The organism is Nonomuraea sp. NPDC004702 (genome assembly GCF_053601695.1).
Window position 1 is genome coordinate 21,947 of sequence record NZ_JBSGCE010000067.1, and the last position, 19,772, is coordinate 41,718.

The following is a 19,772-nucleotide window of genomic DNA, read 5'->3' on the forward strand; positions in this document are numbered from 1 at the left end:
CTCCTTCAGGCCACCGCCGGGACGGGCTCGGCCGTCACGACCCTCGGCTGCGGGATGGGGATGATGAACTTGCCGCCGCGGCGCAGGAAGTCCTGCTCCTTGGAGATGATCTCGTCGGCGTAGTTCCAGGCGAGCAGCAGGTAGTAGTCGGGCTGCTGGTCGCGGGCCTGCTCGGGCGAGCGGCAGGGGATGCGGGTGCCGGGCAGCAGCCGGCCGTGCTTGAGGCTGGTGGTGTCGCTGCAGAAGCGCACCTCGGCCGGGCCGAGCTCGCAGAACTGCAGCAGGGTGGTGCCCTTGGACGGCGCGCCGTACCCGGCGACGGTCAGGCCGCGGCCGGCCAGGTCGCGCACGAGGTCGCCGATCTGCTTGATCACCTGGTGGGCGCGCTCGGCGAAGGCCAGGTAGGCCTCGTCGGAGTCGAGGCCGCTCTGCCGCTCCAGCGACAGCAGCCGGTTCACGGAGGGGCGGGCGGGGTGGGCCGAGCCCTCCCTGGCGGCGAAGACGACGATCGAGCCGCCGTGCACGGCCGCCCGCTCGACGTCCACGATGCGCAGGCCGTGCCGCGCGAACAGATGGCTCAGCGTGGTGACCGAGTAGTACGACAGGTGCTCGTGGTAGATCGTGTCGAACTGGTTCTCCTCCAGCAGGTCCAGCAGGTACGGGACCTCGATCGCGACCAGCCCGTCGGGGGCCAGCACGGCGGTGGCGCCGTCCAGCACGTTGTGCACGTCGTCGATGTGGGCGAAGCACTGGCGGCCGAGCACCAGCTTGGCCTCGCCCTGCTCGGCGTGGATGCGGCGGCCCTGGTCGGCGCCGAAGAACTCGGGCAGCGTGCGCACGCCGCGGGCGTTGGCGATCTCGGCCAGGTTCTCGGCCGGGTCCACGCCGACGACCCGCTGCCCCTGCTCCTGGAAGAGCGCGAGCTGCAGGCCGACGTTGCTGCCCAGCTCGACGACCAGCTCGCCCGGCGCGAGCCCGGCCCGGCGGGTGCACCAGCCGACGATGCGCCGCATGTGGCCGGTCATCTGGTCGGACTCGGAGGTGACGTACACATAGTGCCGGAACAGCACGTCGGGCCTGATCACGTGCCGGATGGCCATCAGCCGACAGTTGCGGCACACGATGACGTCCACGGGGTAGGCGGGCTCCTCGGCCGGGAGGTCGGCGGGGTCGAGGAAGCCGTTGGCCAGCGGCACGGACCCGAAGGAGGTGACCTCCAGCCAGTCGTCGCGCCCGCAGACCCGGCACGTGTCAAGACGTCGGACAATGTCCTGCATGGCTTCTCCTCATGATCTTCAGTGGGCGGCCACGGCGAGCTCGCGGTGCTTGAGCGGTTCCCACCAGGACCGGTTGTCCCGGTACCAGGCGACGGTCGCGGCCAGCCCGGTCTCGAAGTCGACCGACGGCGCGTAGCCCAGCTCCCGCTCGATCTTGGAGATGTCGAGGGAGTAGCGCAGGTCGTGCCCCGGCCGGTCCGGGACGTGCTCGACCATGTCCCAGCCCGCGCCGCACGCCTCCAGCAGGCGGGCGGTCAGCTCCAGGTTGCTCAGCTCGCTGCCGCCGCCGATGTGGTAGACCTCGCCGGCCCGGCCGCGGTCGAGGACCATCCGGATGGCCCGGCAGTGGTCGGAGACGTGCAGCCAGTCGCGCCGGTTGCCGCCGTCGCCGTACAGGGGCACCCGGCGGCCTTCGAGCAGGTTGGTGACGAACAGCGGGATGACCTTCTCGGGGAACTGGTAGTGGCCGTAGTTGTTGGTGCAGCGGGTGATCACGACGTCCAGGCCGAGCGTGCGGTGGAAGGCCAGCGCGAGCAGGTCCGAGCCGGCCTTGGAGGCCGCGTACGGCACGTTCGGCGCGAGCGGTGTCTCCTCGGTCCACGAGCCCTCGGCGATGGAGCCGTACACCTCGTCGGTGGAGACGTGCACGAAGCGGCCGACGCCGTGCCGCAGGGCCGCCTCCAGCAGGGTCTGGGTGCCCAGCACGTTGGAGCGCACGAAGCCGGTCGCGCTGACGATCGACCGGTCGACGTGCGTCTCGGCGGCGAAGTGCACGATCGCGTCCTGCCCGGCCACCACCTCGTCGGCCACGAGCGGGTCGGCGGTGTCGCCCTGCACGAAGCGCAGCCCCGGGTGGCCGGCCACCGGGTCGAGGTTCTCCAGGTTGCCGGAATAGGTGAGCTTGTCCAGGACGGTGACCCGCGTGCCCGGCGAGTCGCGCAACGTGGCTCTGACGAACTCCGAGCCGATGAAACCGGCGCCGCCGGTGACCAGGATCCGCAACTGTCCGCCTCCTGTCTGAGGGGTCGACGGCTACCGGGCGGCGGCGGTCAGCCGCTCCAGCTCCGCGACGATGTCGGTCGGGCTCGGCGTGGCCAGCCAGTCCTCGTGGATGGCGGCCGCGCCCTTGGTGAACGAGGGGTCCTTCAGCACGCGCAGCAGCTCGTCGCGGATCTCGGCCGCGGACTGCGTCTGGTGGTTGATCCGCACGCCGGCGCCGCGCGTGGTGACGTACCGGGAGGTTCGGGTCGAGGTGAGCTGCTTCTGGCACTGGAGCTGCCAGTCGATGCCGCCCTCGACGGGGGTGCCGACGAGCCGGTTGTGCTCGTCGGTGTCGCAGACGACCTGCGGCACGTTCATGGCCGAGGCGGCCGCGAAGGTGCCGATCGAGCCGTGGTGGATGATCGCCGAGCAGGTCGGCAGGAGCTGGTCCAGCGGCACGTAGTCGAACACGCGCACGTTGGCGGGCAGCGGGCGGTCCAGGTCGAGCAGCTGGTTGGCGTCCAGGGTGGCGACGACCTCGGCGTCCAGGCCGTCCACGGCCTCCATCAGCTTGGCGGTGCGCCCCCAGTCGCCCTTGAAGAACGTGCGCATCGACACGCCCAGCGAGATCGCCACCCGCGGCCGCTCCGGCGGTCGGCGCAGCCACTCGGGGACGACGCTCGCCCCGGTGTAGGGGACGTACCGGACGGGCAGGCGGCGCACGCCGGGGGTGGGCAGGCTCATCCCGGGCGGGAACGGGTCCACCGTCCAGTCGCCGAGCAGCAGGTTGTCGTCGACGGTCACGCCGTACCTGTCGGCCAGCGGGCCGATCACCCCGGTCATGGGGTTCCGCTCGCCGCTGCCGGCGAACTTGTCCGCGGCCCAGGCGGTGTAGTCGGGGGCCAGCAGCGTACGGGCGTGGGCGGCGCCGCAGGCCCGGGCCGCCACCGCGCCGCACGGGAACCACGGGTCCCACAGGACGAGGTCGGGCCGCCACTCGCGGGCGAACTCGACGACGGCCCGCACGTCCTGGCGGGGCTCCGGCGGATGGTAGTTGCGCATGGTCAGCAGCGCGAAGTGGTAGAAGACATCCCAGGGCGGGCGTTCCGCCTCGGTGATGCCGAGCGCGGCGACCAGGCGCTCCGACTCCTCGATCGTCGGGATCAGCCCGGCGAACCCGGGGTAGCCGCGGTCGTGCACCGACAGCGGCTCGGGCGCGCCGCAGGAGACCGCGGTCAGCCCGGCCGCGTTCACCGACCGGTGGAAGTCGGGCACCGAGACCCCGGTGTCGACGCCCGGCGGGGCCGCCACCACCACCTGGTGCCCGGCCGCCTGCAACGCCCAGGCGTAGGGCACGATCGGCAGGAAGTGCGCCGTCGCGGGGAAGACGGTGAACATCACGCGCATGGCGATCACTCCAGAGGCGAGTCGGGGGCGGCCAGGCCGGCGCGCAGGATCTCGCCGAAGTCGGCCACCATCGTCACGATCGTGCTCTCGGTGAACAGGTTGCTGTTGTAGGCGAAGTTGCCGAAGATCTCGCCGGAGGGGGCGATGTCGAAGGTGAGCAGCGCGCCGTCGGGGATGTCGGTGCCGTTGGGCTGGTCCAGCAGGCGTTCGCGGACCTCGGCGATCTCCAGGTCGCCGACGCGCTCGCCGTCCATGCCGGTGGCGAACTGCCAGACCTGGAGGGCGCACAGCGCCTTGCTCTCCAGCGCGGCGTCGGCCATCAGCTCGGGCGCCTCGGCCACGATCTGCAGGAACGGGATCTCGTTGGCGTAGGAGTCCATGCAGGTCCGGCGGGAGCGCTCGACGACCTGCCGGAAGGTGGCGCAGCCGTCGAGGCCGGTGCGCAGCGGCAGGAAGTTGAAGAACGGCCCCACGGTCTCCTGGAACTCCGGCTGCCCGCGTCCGGAGCTGATCACCGGGACGACCAGGTCGGTGGCCCCGGTGATCCGGCTGAGCAGCACGTTGTAGGCCGCCAGCAGCACCATGAACGGCGAGCTGCGCATCGTCCTGGCGTAGCTGATCACCCGGGCGGAGACGTCCTTGGGCAGCGAGAACCGGTGGACCGGGCAGAGCTTGGCCAGCCCGGCCGACCTGGCGTGGTCGGTGGGGACGGCCAGCATGCGCGCCCCGCGCAGCCGCTCTGCCCAGAAGTCGCGGGCGGCCTGGGTCTCGGCGCTGCCGGCCTGCTCCTGCTGCCGGCCGGCGTACTCGTGGTAGGGCCGGGGCTCGGGCAGCGGCGGCACGGCGTGGCCGCGGCGCTCGGCGTAGCGGGTGACGATGTCGCGGATGAGCAGCTGCATGGACCAGCCGTCGCCCGCGGTGTGGTGCACGATCAGCGCCAGCACCGCGTCCTCGTCGTCGAACCGGCCGAGGATGGCGCGCAGGTGCGGCAGCTCCTGGAGGCTGTAGGAGCCGGCCTCGACCTCGGTGAGCAGCTCCTCGGCCCGCAGCGCGCGCTCCTCGGGGGCGGCGGCCGGCAGGTCGACCACGAGCAGCCGGGCCGGCGCGGACGGCTGCCGCACCTGGTACGCCTCCCCCTCCCCCCGGGTGATCGTCATGTTGAGCGCGTCGTGCCGGTCGGCGACGTCGTCCATGGCGAGCTGGAGGGTGTCGACGTCGATGCGGCCGCGCAGGCGCCAGCCGACGACGATGTTGTAGCGGGCGCTGAAGGGCCCCTGGGCGTCGCCCTGGTCGAACAGGCGCAGGAAGTGCTGGGTGTAGGACAGGGGGTACCGGATCGCCGGCGGGGAAATGGTCATGCTGCCGCCTCCGTGCGGGCATCGCGTCGGCCGCTGCGCTGGAGCTCCACGGCCCGGTAGAGGGCGCTGATGTTGCCGCTGCCGAAGCTGCGGGCGCCCAGTCGCTCGATGAGTTCGAAGAAGAAGGTGTCTCGGGGGTGGGTGGAGCGGGCGAAGATCTGGTAGAGCTGCCCGTCGTGGTCCTCGTCCACGAGGATGTCGAGCCGGGCCAGGTCCTCCAGCCGGTACTTCACCGGCCGGACCCGTTCGGCGAGCAGGCTGTAGTAGACGTCGGGGGCGGTCAGGAACTCCACCCCGCGGGCCGCGGTGCCCTCCACCGCGGTCACGATGTCGGCGGCGGCCAGCGCCAGGTGCTGCACGCCCGCGCCGCCGTGGTCGCGCAGGAACTCGTCGATGTGGCCGGGCGTCCTGGTCACGTCCGGCTCGATCAGGGTGAACGTCACCTCGCCGCGGCCGCGGCTGCGCACGACCTTGGTGGTCATGGCCTGCGAGCCGACGGCGATGCGCTCGGCGAAGGTGAGGTCGAAGCCGAGGACCCGCCGGTACCACTCGACGGTGGCGTCGAGCTCCCCGGCCGGGACGCACACGGCCAGGTGGTCCACCTCCCGCAGCCCGAGTGCGGAACCGGCCGGCCGTGGCCCGGTGTCGCGGAAGCCGGGCAGCGCGCGCTCCCGCGCCCCGGCCGGGCGCTGCACGAACGTGTGCAGCACGTCGCCGAAGCCGTGGACGGCGGCCGTGACGAAGCCGTCGCGCCCGGCGGGGGCCGAGACCGGACGGGCGCCGCGCCGCACCGCCTCGTGGTAGGCGGCCGCGGCGTCGGGCACGCCCAGCGCGATGTCGGACACGCCGTCGCCGTGCCGGTCGAGGTAGCCGGCGCCGGGGTGGTCGGCGGCCAGCGGCTGGGTGAGCACGAACCTGATCCGGTTCGCGCCCAGGGCCGCCGCGCGGGCCCGGCCGTCCTGGGCGGTGGCGTAGGCCGCCAGGCCCAGGGAGCCGGTCAGCCGGGCGGTCTCGCCGTCCAGGTCGCCGACGTAGAAGCCGATGTGGTCCAGGCGCAGGTCGTCGAAGATCGTCGTGGTGGTCATGGGCTATCCGGCGTCCGTCCGGGCGGCGAGACCGCGCGGGCGCAGGTCCGTCCAGTGGGCGGTGACGTACTCGGTGCAGGCGTCGCGGACGGCGGGGCCGAAGGCGACCTCCCATCCCGCGGGCACGTCGGCGAAGGCGGGCCACAGGCAGTGCCGGCCCTCGTGGTTCACCAGCACGCGGAAGGCCGCGTCCCGGTCGTCGAATGGGTTGCTCATCTCGTCCCTCTCACTGGGTGCGCGCGCCGGCCTCTAGCCATTCGTCCAGGCCGGCCACGGTCGCCGCGTCGAACAGGTCGCCGATGGACAGGTTCACGCCGAGCGCCGCGCGGATCCGGCTGACCAGCCGCATCGCCAGCAGCGACTGGACGTCCAGGTCGAAGATGCTGTCGTCCACGCCGACCCGCTCGACGCCGAACACCTCGGCGAACACCGTGCACAGGACCTCCTGGCGGGGGTTCTGCGGCGCGCGGTAGGCCGAGCCGGGCTCGGTGTCGGGGTCGGGCAGGGCCGCGCGGTCCACCTTGCCGTTGGCGGTCAGGGGCAGCGCGTCCAGCACGACGAACGCGGTGGGCACCATGTAGTCCGGCAGCGACGTGCGCACGTGGGCGCGCAGCGCGGCGGGGTCGGGGGCCTCGGCGGCCGGCACGACGTAGGCGACCAGGCGTTTGTCGCCCTGCCGCGACTGCCCGGCCACGACGGCGACGTGCGCCAGCCCGGGATAGCCGGCCAGCACGGCCTCCACCTCGGCCAGCTCCACCCGGAAGCCCAGGATCTTGACCTGGTCGCCGGCCCGCCCGATGAACTCGATCTGCCCGTCGTCGTTGCGCCGGACCAGGTCGCCGGTGCGGTACATGCGCTCGCCGGGCCCGCCGAACGGGTCGGCGACGAAGCGCTCGGCGGTCAGGTCGGGACGGCCGTAGTAGCCCCGGGCCACTCCCCTGCCCGCGATGTACAGCTCGCCCTCCAGGTCGCCGGGGACCGGGCTGAGGCGGTCGTCGAGCACGTAGAGCCGCACGTCCCGCATCGGGCCGCCGACCGGCACGGTGGTGCCCAGCTCGGTGCCGGCGGTCAGGGGCGCGTGGGTGGAGAACAGGGTCACCTCGGTCGCGCCGTACATGGCCCGCACGGTCGTCCCCGGGCAGGCGGCCAGCACTTGGCGGACGGCGGCGGGCACGATCACGTCGCCGCCGGTGAGCACCTCGCGGACGCCGGCCAGGCAGTCCGCCCCCTCCTCGGCCACGACGCGGAACAGGCCGGCGGTCAGGTGCAGCCCGGTGATCCGCTCCTCGCGGATCAGCCGGCGCAGGGTGTCGAGGTCCGGCTCGCCGGGCGGCGCCACGACGATCGTGCCGCCGTGCAGCAGCGGCACCCACAGCTCGTACGTCGAGACGTTGAAGGCGTACGGCGCGACCATCAGGACGCGTTCGTGGGCGCCGGTGTCCCAGCAGGGGTCGAGGGCCAGTCCGAGCACGTCCCAGTGGGTGACCGCGACGCCCTTGGGGTGCCCGGTCGAGCCCGAGGTGTAGATGACGTAGGCCAGGTCGTCCGGGCCGGCGGCGACGTCCGGCGCCGTGGCCGGTTGCTGCGCGGTGGCGGGGTCGTCGTCGGCCAGCAGGGTCGCGGGGGCCGACGGCAGGCCCGCGGCGGCCTTGGCGCGGTCGGCGACCAGGACGGGCGTCCCGGACGAGTCGACGATCCACTGCCGGCGGTCGGCCGGGTAGGCGCTGTGGACGGGCAGGTAGCAGCCGCCCGTCTTGAGGATCGCGAGGAGCGTGACGACCAGCTCGGCCGAGCGCTCCATCAGCACCGCGACCGGCGTCTCGGGGCCGGCGCCGAGCCCGCGCAGGCGGTGGGCGAGGCGGTTGGCCCGCTCGTCGAGCTCCCGGTAGGTCAGCCGCACCGGGCCCGCCGACACCGCGACCGCGTCGGGCGTGCGCCTGGCCTGCTCGGCGACGTGTCCGTGCACAGTTGTAGGCGACATCAACGGGTTCCTCAGTCGTCGTGGAAGATGGCGTGGATGCCGGAGACGCCCGAGAGCATCGTGGCGAAGTCGATCTTGCGGGGGCGGAGCTTGCTGGGGTCGAGGGTCTTCTGCGCCCTGTCCCAGTACTCCTCCTTGTGCTTGGTGCGGTCGTAGAAGAAGCGCACGAAGTCCAGCAGGGAGTTCAGGAACTCGCGGTAGTCCTTCTCGTAGCGGGCCAGCACGGCCTCCTCAGAGGCCGGGTCGGCGAGGATCTCGTCCACCGCGCCGGCCAGCCCGTGGGCGCCGCGCAGCGCCAGGCCGACGCCGGTGGACAGCAGCGGGTCGATGAAGGCCGCCGCGTCGCCCACCAGGGCCCAGCCGGGGCCGTGGAAGCGGGTGCAGGTGTAGGACCAGTCGCGGATGCTGCGGAAGCCGCTGACCCGGGTGGCGCCCTCGGTCAGGGCCCGCACCTCCTCGGCGGCGGCCAGCTCCGAGGCGTACAGGTCCTCCAGGCTCTTGCCGGACTTCTTGTACTCCTCGATGGGGGTGACGTAGCCGACGCTCACCGTGCCGTCGTGCAGGGGGATGAACCAGAACCAGCCCGCGGGGCGGTTCTCGGTGACGGTGTCGCCGAAGCGCGTGCCACCGTAGCGCTTGCAGCCCTGCCAGTACGACCAGACCGCGATGTTGCGCAGGTCGTCGTGGTACTCGATGAGGTCGAAGCGGCGGGCCAGCAGGTGCTGCTGCCCGGTGGCGTCGATCAGCAGGCGGCAGCGGGCGGTGCGCTGCTCGGCGTCGCCCTTCACCGTGTACGTGACGCCGGTGACGCGGTCGCCGTCGAACACCAGGTCCTTGACCGTGGCCTCCTCGAACACCGTCGCGCCCAGCTCCCTGGCCCTGGCCAGCAGGAGGGCGTCGAAGTCGGCACGGCGCACCTGGTAGGCGTATTCATAGTTGGACGCCTCGGCGAAGCGGAAGTCCCAGGTGCCCTGGTTCCTGCCCCACAACAGGGTGCCGCCGTACTTCTTGACGAACCCCATCTGGTCGAGCCGGTCCTTCAGTCCCAGCTCCTCCAGCGTGGGCATGGACCCCGTGATCAGCGACTCGCCGATGTGGTAGCGCGGGAACTTCTCCCGCTCCAGCACCAGAACCCGGTGCCCGCGCTGGGCCAGCAGTCCCGCCGTACCCGAGCCGCCAGGGCCTCCGCCGATCACGACAACGTCGAACTCGTCATGAGTGTTGATCACCGTGCTCCTCCGTTTCGCCGCTCTGCGACTCGCAGTCAGGGTCACATTCACGTCGCGGGGCCCACATCCTTTGAATTGCTGTCTGAGCTCACGAAACACCGCATTTCACAAGATGTGCGGCAGGGTGGCCGCGCTCATCATGAGGCGAATGAGAACGGTCATCAGCGTCTGGATCGCCGAGCATCCCCTGCCGGACTACCTGGGCCCGATCAGGAGGATGGCCGCCGACTTCGAGGCCGCGCACCCGGACCTCCGGATCGAGATCACCGGGCACGGCTTCCGTGAGCTGCCCGCCGAGGTGGCCCGCGCGGCCGGCCGGGGCGAGCCGCCGGACCTGGCGGAGTACTACGCCACGGCCACCCGGCTCGCGCTGGACACCCGGGCGCGTTCCGGCGCGCCGCTGTTCACGCCGATCGAGCGCGCCGTCGGGGGACGCGCGGAGATCCTCGGCGAGCCGGTCGTGCTCGCCGACCTCGAACCGGCCGTCCGCGGCCACTACACCTACCGCGGCGAGCTCGTCGCCGCGCCCGCGACGGCGACCACGGCGGTGCTGCTCACCAACGCCACCCTGCTCCGCGCGGCCGGGATCGACGCGCCACCGCGCACCTGGGAGGAGCTGGAGCGCGCCTGCGCCGCCGTACGGGCGCTGCCCGGCGGCCCGCCGCACGGCGTCTCCTGGGCCAACCACGGCTGGCTGTTCCAGCAGGCCGTCGCCGGGCAGGGCGGCCTGCTGGCCGACCACGACAACGGCCGCGCCGGCCGCGCCGGACGGGTGGACCTGGCCTCCAAGGAGCTGCTGGCCTACGCCGCCTGGTGGCGGCGCCTGCACGCCGAGGGCCACTACCTGCGCGCGGGCGAGCCCGGTGACTGGGGTCCGGCGCTGGGGGCGTTCCTGGGGCAGCGGGTGGCGTTCACGATCGCGTCCTCGGTGGTGGCCGGCATGATCGCCGAGCGCGGGCGGGAGTCCGGGTTCGAGGTGACGGCGAGCCCGCTGCCGCACAACGAGAGTCTGCCGCGCGCCGGGCACCTGGTCTCCGGCCAGGCGCTCTGGCTGACCGACGGGCTGCCGCCGGAGCGGCGGGACGGCGCGCTGGCGTTCGTCCAGCACCTGCTCAGCGCGGGCAACGCGGCGCGGTGGCACCGGGAGGCCGGTTTCCTGCCGGTCACCGGGGCCGCGGCCGGCCTGCTGGAGGAGGAGGGCTGGTTCGACCGGCACCCGGTGCACCGGGCCGCGACCGCCCAGCTCCGCGCGGCCGACGGCTCGCCCGCCGCGCTGGGCGCGGTGCTCGGGGACTTCGCCGGGATCCAGGACCTGATGACGCAGGCCATGGCCCGGGTGCTGGACGGCGCCGACCCCGACGACTGCTTCGCCGACGCGTCCCAGCGGGCTCAGAGCCTGCTCGACGCCTACAACGCCGACTGCCTGGACGGGCGCACCCCGCGCCGCCTGTCGGTGGGCTGAACCACCGCCGCCTTCCGGGCGGCGGCACCGCTCCCACGGCATCCGCCCGTGAAGTGAGCACTTCAGAAGAAGACCGTGCCGGCGGGCGATGCCACGCTCGGACATGGCGATGGGAGTTCCCGTATGTTAAGCCGACGGCGCTTGATCGTTCTCGGTGGCCTGGCAGGAGGCGCCGCGCTCACCCCGGTGTCCCGCGGGCTGTTCGGCGAGCCGGAACAGCAGGCGCAGCAACAGCACATGATGCGCATGCACGACCACGGGGGCCGGGTCCCCGCGGTTCGCACCGGCGCCACCGCGGCGCCGTTCAGCGTCGCGATGCCGGTGCCCCCGGTGCTGGCCCCCGTGGCCACCCTGCCGGGCATCGACTTCTACCGGCTGTCCATCCAGCAGGCGACCACCGAGATCCTGCCGGGCGTGAGCACGCCCGTGCTGACGTACGGCGGCCAGTTCACCGCCCCCACCATCCGCGCCCGGCAGGGCCGCAGGGCGCTGGTCACCTTCGACAACAGGCTCGGCCACGAGGCGAACGTGCACCTGCACGGCGGCCGCGTGCCGGCGGCCAGCGACGGGTACCCGATGGACCTGATCGCCGACGGCAGGTCGAAGACCTACGACTACCCGAACGCCCAGGCCGGCGCCACGCTGTGGTACCACGACCACACCCACCACATGGAGGCCGAGCACGTCTACCGCGGCATGCACGGCTTCTACCTGGTCGAGGGCGCCGACGAGCAGCAGCTCGGCCTGCCGTCCGGGGCCTACGACGTGCCCATCCTGCTGCGCGACGCGCTCTTCGACGACCAGGGCGGGCTCGTCTTCGACCCGGCCGACCCCTACAACCGGCCGACGCTGATCGCCAACGGCAAGGCCCAGCCGTACTTCAAGGTCGCGGCCCGCAAGTACCGGCTGCGCCTGCTCAACGGCTCCACGCACCGGATCTTCGAGCTGTCGCTGAGCAACGGCGCCCAGATGACGCAGATCGCCACCGACTGCGGCCTGCTGGCGGCGCCGGTGCCGACGTCCAAGCTGGTGCTCTCCTCGGGCGAGCGGGCCGAGGTCGTGATCGACTTCGGCGCGTTCCCGCTGGGCACGCAGATCACGCTGGAGGACGTGAGCGGGTCCGTGCTCCGCTTCGACGTCGTACGGCCGGCCGTCGACCGCAGCCGCGTGCCCAGCCAGTTGCGCGCGATGGTCCCGCTGGCCGCGGCCACGCAGACCCGGCAGCTCACCCTCAGCCTGGACCCGGTCAACATCCAGGCCCTGATCAACAATCAGGCGTTCGACGCCAACCGGGTGGACATGCAGGTCAAGCGGGGAACCAGCGAGGTCTGGGAGGTCACCAACTCCGACACCAACGTCGGGGGCTCGGGCTTCGGCGTCCCGCACAACTTCCACACCCACCTCGCCCAGTTCCGGATCCTGGACCGCGACGGCACGCCGCCGCAGCCGGGCGAGGCGGGATGGAAGGACACGGTGCTCATCCAGCCGGGCGAGACCGTGCGCTTCCAGGCCAGCTTCGGCGACTACCTGGGGCGATACGTCTACCACTGTCACATGTTGGAGCACTCGGCCATCGGGATGATGGGCCAGATGGAGATCATCAACTAGTTCCTCAAGGAGGACTGCATGAGCACCACGAACAGCACGTCCGCCGTCGGCCGGTCCACCGGCCGCGGCGTCAACATCGCCCTCTGGGTCGCCCAGGTCCTTCTGGCGTTCCAGGTCGGCCTGGGCGGCGTGCTCAAGCTCGCCGGCGACCCGACCATGGTCGCCATGTTCGACGACATCGGCGCCGGCCAGTGGTTCCGCTACGTGGTCGGCGTGCTGGAGATCGCCGGCGCGATCGGGCTGCTGATCCCGCGTCTGACCGGCGTGGCCGCGCTGGCGCTGATCGGCCTGATGATCGGCGCGGCCGGCACCAACGCGATCGTGCTGGGCGGCGTCCCCGTGATCGAGGCCGTCCTGCTGGTCGTCCTGGCACTGGTCGTCTGGGGCCGCTGGTCCCGCGTCAAGGCGTTCTTCGGCGCCAAGTGAGCTCACCCCCGCCCGGTACGCGATCGGCGTACCGGGCATCGACCTGTCCCGTGGAGGGAACATGACAGAGACCGCCAACCCGCAGAACCAGCTGCCCACCCCCGACCCCTCGCTGCAGACCCTGCAGCCGCTGGTCGGCACGTGGGAGATGACGGGCAAGGACTTCGGCACCGGCGAGGCGACCGGCGGCCGGCTCGTCTTCGAGTGGATGGACGGCGGCTTCTTCCTCGTCCAGCGCGTCGAGATGAGCCACGGCGGCGGCACGATGACCGGCGTGGAGTACATCGGCCACGACCCCGAGAGCGGCGCGCTGCGCTCGCACTACTTCGACAGCACCGGCAACAACTTCGTCTACGTGTGGAAGCTCGACGGGCGCGACCTCAACATCTGGTTCGGCGCGGAAGGCTCGCCGGCCGGGTTCAGCGGCGCCTTCAGCGAGGACGGCCGGACCATCAGCGGCCGGTGGGAGTGGCCGGGCGGCGGCTACGAGGCCACCATGACCCGGGCGGGCTAGCGCGGCATCCCGGTGTCGTGGCGTCCTGGCCGGCCCGGCTACCTCGCCGGGCTGTCGCGTTCCGCCTCAGGTCGCCTGCCGAAGGCCAGGCGGTAGTCGCGCGGCGGCAGGCCGACGTGGCGGGTGAAGTGGTGGCGCAGGGTCAGCGGAGTGCTGAAACCGCAGCGGTGGGCGATGGCGGCGATGGGCAGCTCGCTGACCTCCAGCAGGTGCTGGGCGGCCAGGACGCGCTGGGTCAGCAGCCACTGCAGGGGCGTGTCGCCGGTGGTCTGGACGAACCGGCGGGCGAAGCTGCGCTCGGACATGCGGGCCAAGTTCGCCAGCTCCGGGACGGTCCATGGGTGGGCCAGGTCGTCGAGCATGCGTTCGCGCAGGCCGGTCAGGCTGTCGGACGGCCCACCCCCGGCGGGGACGGGGCGGGTGATGAACTGCGCCTGGCCGCCTGACCGGAACGGCGCGGTGACCATGGTGCGGGCGATCTCGGCCGCGGCGGCGGCGCCGTGGTCGCGGCGGACCAGGTGCAGGCACAGATCGATGCCCGCGGCCACGCCCGCCGAGGTCCACACGGTGCCGTCCCCGACGAACAGCACGCCGGGGTCGACGCTCACCTCGGGGTGGCGCTGCGCGAGCTGCTCGGCGTCGAGCCAGTGGGCGGTGGCCCTGCGGCCGTCCAGCAGGCCCGCGGCGGCCAGCACGAACGCCCCCGAGCACAGGGACGCGACGGTCGCGCCACGGTCGTGCGCGGCGCGAAGCGCGGTGATCACGTCCGGGTGGACGGGCCGGGCCGGGTCCTGGACGCCGGGAACGACCACCAGGTCGCACTCGTCCAGGCCGTCCAGGCTGTGATCGGGGACGCAGGTCACGCCCGGGCCCATGGGCAGCGCGGGGCCGCGCGGCCCGCACGTGCGCAGGTCGAACGCCGGGACGCCGCGATCGGTCCGGTCCAGGCCCCAGACTTCGGCGGCCACGGCGTAGTCGAAGACGCGGACGTGCTCGGTGACCAGGATCCCCACACTGCGCATGGCGGAAAACTATCCCACATGTGCGTTTCTGCCACTCACGGCTCGACGGGCCCGGCGGCCAGGCTGGAGGCGTTCGTCCCGGATGAGATGAGGAGCGCAATGCCATGCCGCTGGCTCTGTTGGCCCTGGCCGTCGCGGGTTTCGCCGTCGGAACCTCGGAGTTCGCCATCATGGGCCTGCTGCCGCAGGTCGCCACGGGGGTCGGGGTGTCGATCCCGGCCGCCGGCGTGCTGATCAGCGGGTACGCCGCAGGCGTGATCGTGGGGGCGCCGCTGCTGACCGCGGTCTCGGCCCGCCTGCCGCGTCGCACGACCCTGCTGATCGTCGCGGCGCTGCTGACGGCGGGCAGCGTCCTTTCGGCGGTCGCGTCGGGCTACGGCCTGCTGATGGCGGCCAGGGTGGTCGCGGGTGTCCCGCAGGGTGCGCTGTTCGGGGTCGGGTCGGTGGTGGCGGCCGAGCTCGTGCCGCCGGAACGCCGCGGACGGGCGATGTCGATCATGTTCGGCGGGTTCACCCTGGCGAACGTGGCCGGGGTGCCGCTGGTGACCTGGCTGGGACAGGCCGCCGGCTGGCGCGCCACGTTCTGGGCGATCGCCGCGCTCGGCGTGTCGTCCCTCGCGGGCATCGCGGCGCTGGTGCCGGGTCGGCTGCGTCCCGGGGGCGAGGCCGGGCTGCGTTCGGAGTTGTCGACCCTGCGCCGGCCGCAGGTCTGGCTCGCGATGGCGGTGACGACGGCCGGTTTCGGCGGCGTCTTCGCCTCCTTCACCTACGTCGCCCCGATGATGACCCAGGTCGCGGGTTTCAGCAGCGGCAGCATGACGGCCTTGCTGGTCGTCTTCGGCCTGGGCATGGCCGCGGGCAACCTGCTGTCGGGCCACTTCGCCGGACGCCGGCTCATGCCCAGCCTGTACGTGTTCCTCGCCGGGCTCACCGTCGTGCTGAGCCTGTTCGTGGTGACGGCGCACAGCAGGATCCTCGCCGCCTGCACGCTGTTCCTGCTGGGGTTGTTCGGCTTCGCGACCGTCCCCGCCCTGCAGATGCGCATCCTGGACAAGGCCGCCGGCGCCCCCACCCTCGCCTCCGCGCTGAACCTGTCGGCGTTCAATGTGGCCAACGCGCTCGGCGCGTTCCTCGGCGGGCTGATGATCAGCGCCGGGTTCGGCTACACCAGCCCCAGCACCGTCGGCGCCGTGCTGGCCGCCGCCGGGCTCGCCCTCGCGCTCTGCTCGGGAGCGATCGACGCACGCGCCAAGGAGGCGGTCGGCCGATGACTCCCGACGTCGAGCGCTACACGCCCGGTCATGACTCCTTCGCGGTCGACTTCATGGCCGCCAGGCGCGCCGCGACGCACGCGGACTTCTTCCTGCCGCATCTCGCGCCGGGGACGTCGCTGCTGGACCTGGGGTGCGGGCCCGGCACCATCACCAACGACCTCGCCGCCGCCGTCGCACCGGGCCACGTGCTGGGTCTCGACCAGCACGTGGCCCAGTTCACGGGCGCGCGTGCGTCGGCCCGGCGACGGGGCCTGCGGAACGTCCGGTTCCAGGAGGGGTCCTGCTACGACATCCCGCTGGCGGACCGCTCGGTGGACCGCGTCTTCTCGCACGCCCTGATGGAACACCTGGCCCATCCGGCGCGCGCGCTGGCGGAGATCCACCGGGTCCTGCGGCCCGGCGGCACGGTCGGCCTGTGCAGCCCCGACTGGGGCGGCTTCCTGCTCAGCCCTCCCCTGGACGACGCCGTCGCCGCCTACTGGCGGAGCAGCCCGCCCACGCCGACCGGCTGCGCGCGTGGGCCGCCGACCCGGGCGCGATGTTCGCCCAGGCGTGGGTCAGCGCCACCGCCACCCGCCCCCGCTGACCCCGGCCGCTCACCCCAGGTCGCCGTCCGGGCCGGGGGCGGGGCGGGTGAGGCGGACCATGGCCCGGTACAGGGCGGTGGGCGCGGGGGTCGGCTCCAGCGGGGGCAGGTCGGCGCCGGGGGCGGCGTAGGCGCGCAGCATCTGGCCGACGAGGCGGCGCCAGGTGTCCGGGGCGGCGTCGCCGGTGGCGGCGATGACACCGGCGTTGGCCATCAGCAGGATGACCATGTCCTGGTCGGTGAAGTCCGCCCGCAGCCGGCCGGTGGCCTTGGCGCGCTCGATGAGGTCGAGGAAGCCCTGGTAGGCCGCGGCCCGGCGCTTCTCCAGGGCCTTGGCCGCGGGGAAGGTCATGGCCAGCACGTCGGCGAAGCCGCGGTCGGCGGCCTGCATGGCGCACACGGCCCGGACGTAGCCGACGAAGCCGTGCCACGGGTCGGGGTCGGCCAGCGCCTCGGCGACGGCGGCGGCGTAGGCGTCCATGCGGTCGGCGAAGACGGCGTTGATGAGCTCCTCGCGGGTGGCGAAGCGGCGCGACAGGGTGGCCTTGCCGACCCCGGCGGCGCGGGCGATGCAGGCCATGGAGACGCCGAGGCCGTGGCTGGCGTACAGGCGGCGGGCGGTGGCCACGATGCGTTCGCGGTTGCGTTCGGCGTCGGCGCGCAGGCCCGGCCCGGGCTGCTCGCCGGAGGGCGCGGAGGCGTCGGCGGGATGATCCATGCCTCCATCCTACCCAAGTGGAACGACCTACCCATTTTTCTTGTTACGCTGGGCAGCACGAAACGGGTAGCCCGTTCCACTTTTCTGAGAGGTGCAGCTCATGCGTGCTGTCATGCTGAACTCCGTCCCCGCCGACCCGGCCCTGGCCGACCTGCCCGTCCCCCGGCCGGAGGCCGGCGAGGTGCTGGTGAAGGTCACCGGCTCCGCGGTCAACGGCTTCGACCTGGCCGTGGCCGCCGGCTATCTGCAGCAGATGATGGAGCACCGGTTCCCGCTGGTGGTGGGCAAGGACTTCGCCGGCACCGTCGAGGCGCTCGGCGAAGGCGCCGAGGGCTTCGCCGTCGGGCAGCCGGTCTTCGGCGTGGTGATGAAGCCGTTTCTCGGCCCCGGCTCGATGGCCGAGTACGTGACCGTGTCCGCCGGTTACGGCATCGCCCCGCTCCCCCAGGGGCTGGCCGCCGCGGAGGCGGGCGCGCTGGGCCTGGCCGGCACCGCGGCGCTGGACAGTCTCGACGCCGTGGCCCTGACCGAGGGCGAGACGGTGCTGATCTCCGGCGCCACCGGCGGCGTGGGCGCGCTGGCCGTGCAGCTGGCCGCCGCCCGCGGCGTCCGGGTGATCGCCACCGCCCGTCCCGGCGCCGAGGCCGACTTCGTCACCGGGCTCACCGCCGCCGAGGTCGAGCTCGTCGACCACGGCGGCGACCTGCCCGCCCAGGTCCGCGCGCTGGCCCCGGCGGGCGTGGACGCCGTGCTGCACCTGGCGGGTGACGGCGCCGAGCTGGCGGGACTGCTGCGCGGCGGCGGCCGGCTCGCCTCGACCCTCGGCCTGACCCAGGACGCCGTCCAGGGGGCTGTCCCGGGCGCCGCGATCACCGTGCACACCGTCATGGCCGACCCGAACCCGCGGACCCTGAGCGAGCTGGCCGCCCGGGTCACGGCCGGTGCGCTGCGCGTGCCGGTCACCGCCACCTACCCGCTGGAGCAGGCCCCCGAGGCGTTCGCCGCCTTCCGCGCGGGCACCCTCGGCAAGATCGCCGTCACCTGCTCCTGACGTCCCCGGCCCTGAAGTCCCGGAACCGTCCTCACCCCTCGACCGGCCACGCCGGGGCCCCTCGCCCCGGCCACCCCCCTTCCGCGAAGGAACCCGTGATGAACATCGCCCTGTGGATCGTGCAGGCCGTGCTGGCCCTCCTGTTCGGGCTCGCCGGACTCACCAAGTCCACCCAGCCCAAGGAGAAGCTGGAGCCCAGACTGCCCTGGGCCGAGGACTTCTCCGCCGGCGCCGTCCGTCTCATCGGCCTCACCGAGCTGGCCGGCGCGCTCGGGCTGATCCTGCCCGCGGTCACCGGCGTCGCGCCCGCCCTGACCCCGCTGGCCGCGGCCGGCCTGGCCGTGGTGATGGTGCCGGCCGCGCTCGTGCACGTCCGCCGCAAGGAGCCCGGCGCGATCGCCGTCAACGCGATCCTGTTCCTGCTGGCCGCGTTCGTCGCCTGGGGGCGCTTCGGACCTCACCCCTTCTGAGCAGCGCTAGACCGGGACGCGCGGGCTCTCGGCCGGGCGGCGCGGCTCGGTCTCGGCGCGCCGGGCCACCAGGCGCTCGCGCAGCCGCATCGCGGGCAGCTCGACCAGGTAGTAGCTGACCGTCGCGACGGCGACCGTGCCCACGAGCACCACCGCCAGCAGCTCCCAGAAGCCGGACTTGCCCATCACCATCGGCATCGGCACCGGCGGCGCGCCGAAGACGCTGCCGTTCTGCAGCCAGAGGTACTGCAGGATGAAGTGCCACAGGTAGACGCCGTAGGAGATGCGGCCGAAGAAGCGCATCGGACGGTTGGTGAGCACCGCGTCGATGACCTTCGAGTGCACGCCGGGCACCACCACCGGGGCGATGACCAGCAGCGCGAAGATCAGGAACAGCACCATCTCGGCCATCGCCTCGGGCACGGTGGCGTAGTCGGCCATGCCCGGCTTGCCGAACGGCCGGATGCAGTTGATCACGTAGACGACGGCCGCGCCCAGCCAGAACAGCAGCGGCCGGCGGGCCACCAGGCGGTAGAAGGCGGGCGTGGTGTCCTTGGCCTCCGCGTACGCCGACAGGATGGCCAGGCCCATGCCGATGGCCAGGAAGCCGGTGAAGCCGATCACCCAGAAGTACTCGTACGGGAAGGGGCCCATCGACTCCAGGTGCGTGTACGCGGTCCAGGCCAGGCCGACGAGCACGAAGACGCCCAGCGGGACCAGCAGGCGGCGGGCCTTGGCGCCGGGGTCGGCGGCCTTCCTGGCGTACCGGTCGAAGATCCAGGCCAGGATGGGCAGCGCCAGGTAGAAGGTGACCTCGGCGGGCACGGTCCAGGTGGGCTCCAGCCCGGCGTAGCCCGCCTCGGGGCCCGGCACGTAGTAGTGCATGAGCAGCAGGGGGCTGAGCACGTACCAGAGGCCGTCGACGCTCTTGAGGTTGAGCAGCAGCAGCGCCGCCACGGCCACCAGCCAGTACGCGGGCAGGATCCGCAGCATGCGCTTGATCAGGTAGCCCTTGAGCTCAGGACGCGGCGTGCCGACGATCGTCGCCCTGGCGAACGGCCGGTACAACAGCAGGCCGGACATCACGAAGAAGGGCGGCAGCAGCACGTTGAGACCCTGGATCAGCACGGGCCAGATGCCGACGGACGGTTTGTCGTAGAAGCCGATGACGCCGGCGGCGAAGGCGACGTGCACCACGATCACGCCCAGTGCCAGATATCCGCGCAGCCCGTCGAGCCGAGGGGCACGTTTGCCGGGGCCGCCCCTCTTGATGATCTCCGGTGAGGTCATGGCATGTTTCCTCGCAGTTCGCTCGCTGATGGG

General features: G+C 72.7%; 19 protein-coding genes and 1 pseudogene. 9 read left to right on the forward strand and 11 right to left on the reverse strand.

The window, feature by feature from the left end; genetic code table 11:
• Positions 1-5 precede the first annotated feature (5 nt).
• The 8 genes from ACWEJ6_RS44860 to ACWEJ6_RS44895 are packed head-to-tail and all read right to left on the reverse strand — an operon-like array spanning position 6 to position 9,318.
• Complete coding sequence (locus ACWEJ6_RS44860) at positions 6-1,277, reverse strand: class I SAM-dependent methyltransferase (RefSeq protein ID WP_358295601.1); 1,272 nt, start codon at positions 1,275-1,277, stop codon at positions 6-8.
• Between the two features lie 18 nt (positions 1,278-1,295).
• Positions 1,296-2,279 (reverse strand): dTDP-glucose 4,6-dehydratase, encoded by a 984-nt coding sequence (gene rfbB, locus ACWEJ6_RS44865; protein WP_352327799.1) that lies wholly within the window; start codon positions 2,277-2,279, stop codon positions 1,296-1,298.
• Between the two features lie 30 nt (positions 2,280-2,309).
• Positions 2,310-3,665 (reverse strand): nucleotide disphospho-sugar-binding domain-containing protein, encoded by a 1,356-nt coding sequence (locus tag ACWEJ6_RS44870; protein WP_452431542.1) that lies wholly within the window; start codon positions 3,663-3,665, stop codon positions 2,310-2,312.
• Positions 3,666-3,670: 5 nt separating this feature from the next.
• Complete coding sequence (locus ACWEJ6_RS44875) at positions 3,671-5,023, reverse strand: condensation domain-containing protein (RefSeq protein ID WP_387673394.1); 1,353 nt, start codon at positions 5,021-5,023, stop codon at positions 3,671-3,673.
• Positions 5,020-6,108: a 4-hydroxyphenylpyruvate dioxygenase gene (hppD, locus tag ACWEJ6_RS44880; protein ID WP_452431543.1), complete on the reverse strand. Its 1,089-nt coding sequence runs from the start codon at positions 6,106-6,108 to the stop codon at positions 5,020-5,022. The genes ACWEJ6_RS44875 and hppD overlap by 4 nt, the downstream gene beginning before the upstream one ends.
• 3 nt (positions 6,109-6,111) lie before the next feature.
• Complete coding sequence (locus ACWEJ6_RS44885; RefSeq protein ID WP_352359912.1) at positions 6,112-6,324, reverse strand: MbtH family protein; 213 nt, start codon at positions 6,322-6,324, stop codon at positions 6,112-6,114.
• Positions 6,325-6,334: 10 nt separating this feature from the next.
• Positions 6,335-8,074 carry an amino acid adenylation domain-containing protein gene (locus tag ACWEJ6_RS44890; RefSeq protein WP_387673400.1) on the reverse strand — a complete coding sequence of 580 codons (1,740 nt, stop codon included), beginning with the start codon at positions 8,072-8,074 and terminating at the stop codon, positions 6,335-6,337.
• 26 nt (positions 8,075-8,100) lie between these two features.
• Positions 8,101-9,318: an NAD(P)/FAD-dependent oxidoreductase gene (locus tag ACWEJ6_RS44895; RefSeq protein ID WP_387673403.1), complete on the reverse strand. Its 1,218-nt coding sequence runs from the start codon at positions 9,316-9,318 to the stop codon at positions 8,101-8,103.
• 148 nt (positions 9,319-9,466) lie between these two features.
• On the opposite strand from ACWEJ6_RS44895, the gene ACWEJ6_RS44900 reads away from it, so the two are divergent.
• The 4 genes from ACWEJ6_RS44900 to ACWEJ6_RS44915 all read left to right on the forward strand — a co-directional run bounded on the left by ACWEJ6_RS44900 (position 9,467) and on the right by ACWEJ6_RS44915 (position 13,328).
• Positions 9,467-10,780: an extracellular solute-binding protein gene (locus ACWEJ6_RS44900; RefSeq protein WP_452431544.1), complete on the forward strand. Its 1,314-nt coding sequence runs from the start codon at positions 9,467-9,469 to the stop codon at positions 10,778-10,780.
• Between the two features lie 141 nt (positions 10,781-10,921).
• On the forward strand, positions 10,922-12,388 hold the full coding sequence (locus tag ACWEJ6_RS44905) for a multicopper oxidase family protein (protein WP_452431545.1): 1,467 nt from the start codon (positions 10,922-10,924) through the stop codon (positions 12,386-12,388).
• Between the two features lie 18 nt (positions 12,389-12,406).
• Positions 12,407-12,814 carry a DoxX family protein gene (locus ACWEJ6_RS44910; RefSeq protein WP_387673411.1) on the forward strand — a complete coding sequence of 136 codons (408 nt, stop codon included), beginning with the start codon at positions 12,407-12,409 and terminating at the stop codon, positions 12,812-12,814.
• 61 nt (positions 12,815-12,875) lie between these two features.
• Positions 12,876-13,328, forward strand: coding sequence for a DUF1579 family protein (locus ACWEJ6_RS44915; protein WP_352359900.1), 453 nt, complete (start codon positions 12,876-12,878; stop codon positions 13,326-13,328).
• A gap of 38 nt (positions 13,329-13,366) precedes the next feature.
• Here the strand turns inward: ACWEJ6_RS44915 and ACWEJ6_RS44920 are convergent, their stop codons facing one another.
• Entirely contained in the window at positions 13,367-14,350 is a 984-nt protein-coding gene (locus ACWEJ6_RS44920; protein WP_452431546.1) for a GlxA family transcriptional regulator, read from the reverse strand.
• A gap of 104 nt (positions 14,351-14,454) precedes the next feature.
• On the opposite strand from ACWEJ6_RS44920, the gene ACWEJ6_RS44925 reads away from it, so the two are divergent.
• The 3 genes and pseudogenes from ACWEJ6_RS44925 to ACWEJ6_RS44935 all read left to right on the forward strand — a co-directional run bounded on the left by ACWEJ6_RS44925 (position 14,455) and on the right by ACWEJ6_RS44935 (position 16,210).
• Positions 14,455-15,621: an MFS transporter gene (locus ACWEJ6_RS44925; protein ID WP_452431547.1), complete on the forward strand. Its 1,167-nt coding sequence runs from the start codon at positions 14,455-14,457 to the stop codon at positions 15,619-15,621.
• Between the two features lie 53 nt (positions 15,622-15,674).
• A pseudogene (locus ACWEJ6_RS44930) lies at positions 15,675-16,022 on the forward strand (class I SAM-dependent methyltransferase); the annotation flags it as partial.
• Between the two features lie 17 nt (positions 16,023-16,039).
• The gene (locus ACWEJ6_RS44935) at positions 16,040-16,210 is read left to right on the forward strand and encodes a hypothetical protein (protein WP_452431548.1); all 171 of its coding nucleotides are present in this window, start codon (positions 16,040-16,042) and stop codon (positions 16,208-16,210) included.
• A gap of 10 nt (positions 16,211-16,220) precedes the next feature.
• On the opposite strand, the gene ACWEJ6_RS44940 is transcribed toward ACWEJ6_RS44935, so the two are convergent.
• Positions 16,221-16,928, reverse strand: coding sequence for a TetR/AcrR family transcriptional regulator (locus tag ACWEJ6_RS44940; protein ID WP_452431549.1), 708 nt, complete (start codon positions 16,926-16,928; stop codon positions 16,221-16,223).
• Positions 16,929-17,028: 100 nt separating this feature from the next.
• Between ACWEJ6_RS44940 and ACWEJ6_RS44945 the strand changes: the two genes are divergently transcribed.
• Together ACWEJ6_RS44945 and ACWEJ6_RS44950 are read left to right on the forward strand one after the other, a co-directional pair.
• Positions 17,029-17,979 carry an NADP-dependent oxidoreductase gene (locus ACWEJ6_RS44945; RefSeq protein ID WP_452431550.1) on the forward strand — a complete coding sequence of 317 codons (951 nt, stop codon included), beginning with the start codon at positions 17,029-17,031 and terminating at the stop codon, positions 17,977-17,979.
• Positions 17,980-18,077: 98 nt separating this feature from the next.
• Positions 18,078-18,449 (forward strand): DoxX family protein, encoded by a 372-nt coding sequence (locus ACWEJ6_RS44950; RefSeq protein ID WP_387673419.1) that lies wholly within the window; start codon positions 18,078-18,080, stop codon positions 18,447-18,449.
• Between the two features lie 6 nt (positions 18,450-18,455).
• Here the strand turns inward: ACWEJ6_RS44950 and ACWEJ6_RS44955 are convergent, their stop codons facing one another.
• Positions 18,456-19,739 (reverse strand): acyltransferase family protein, encoded by a 1,284-nt coding sequence (locus tag ACWEJ6_RS44955; protein ID WP_397157938.1) that lies wholly within the window; start codon positions 19,737-19,739, stop codon positions 18,456-18,458.
• Positions 19,740-19,772 lie beyond the last annotated feature (33 nt).

Excerpts from the sequence above, each read along its gene's own strand:
- ACWEJ6_RS44950 (WP_387673419.1), top strand. The coding sequence starts at position 18,078 with ATGAACATCGCCCTGTGGATCGTGCAGGCCGTGCTGGCCCTCCTGTTC.
- ACWEJ6_RS44945 (WP_452431550.1), top strand. The coding sequence starts at position 17,029 with ATGCGTGCTGTCATGCTGAACTCCGTCCCCGCCGACCCGGCCCTGGCC.
- ACWEJ6_RS44875 (WP_387673394.1), bottom strand. The coding sequence starts at position 5,023 with ATGACCATTTCCCCGCCGGCGATCCGGTACCCCCTGTCCTACACCCAG.
- ACWEJ6_RS44900 (WP_452431544.1), top strand. The coding sequence starts at position 9,467 with ATGAGAACGGTCATCAGCGTCTGGATCGCCGAGCATCCCCTGCCGGAC.
- ACWEJ6_RS44940 (WP_452431549.1), bottom strand. The coding sequence starts at position 16,928 with ATGGATCATCCCGCCGACGCCTCCGCGCCCTCCGGCGAGCAGCCCGGG.
- hppD (WP_452431543.1), bottom strand. The coding sequence starts at position 6,108 with ATGACCACCACGACGATCTTCGACGACCTGCGCCTGGACCACATCGGC.
- ACWEJ6_RS44925 (WP_452431547.1), top strand. The coding sequence starts at position 14,455 with ATGCCGCTGGCTCTGTTGGCCCTGGCCGTCGCGGGTTTCGCCGTCGGA.
- ACWEJ6_RS44910 (WP_387673411.1), top strand. The coding sequence starts at position 12,407 with ATGAGCACCACGAACAGCACGTCCGCCGTCGGCCGGTCCACCGGCCGC.
- ACWEJ6_RS44915 (WP_352359900.1), top strand. The coding sequence starts at position 12,876 with ATGACAGAGACCGCCAACCCGCAGAACCAGCTGCCCACCCCCGACCCC.
- ACWEJ6_RS44920 (WP_452431546.1), bottom strand. The coding sequence starts at position 14,350 with ATGCGCAGTGTGGGGATCCTGGTCACCGAGCACGTCCGCGTCTTCGAC.
- ACWEJ6_RS44955 (WP_397157938.1), bottom strand. The coding sequence starts at position 19,739 with ATGACCTCACCGGAGATCATCAAGAGGGGCGGCCCCGGCAAACGTGCC.
- ACWEJ6_RS44885 (WP_352359912.1), bottom strand. The coding sequence starts at position 6,324 with ATGAGCAACCCATTCGACGACCGGGACGCGGCCTTCCGCGTGCTGGTG.
- ACWEJ6_RS44860 (WP_358295601.1), bottom strand. The coding sequence starts at position 1,277 with ATGCAGGACATTGTCCGACGTCTTGACACGTGCCGGGTCTGCGGGCGC.
- ACWEJ6_RS44870 (WP_452431542.1), bottom strand. The coding sequence starts at position 3,665 with ATGCGCGTGATGTTCACCGTCTTCCCCGCGACGGCGCACTTCCTGCCG.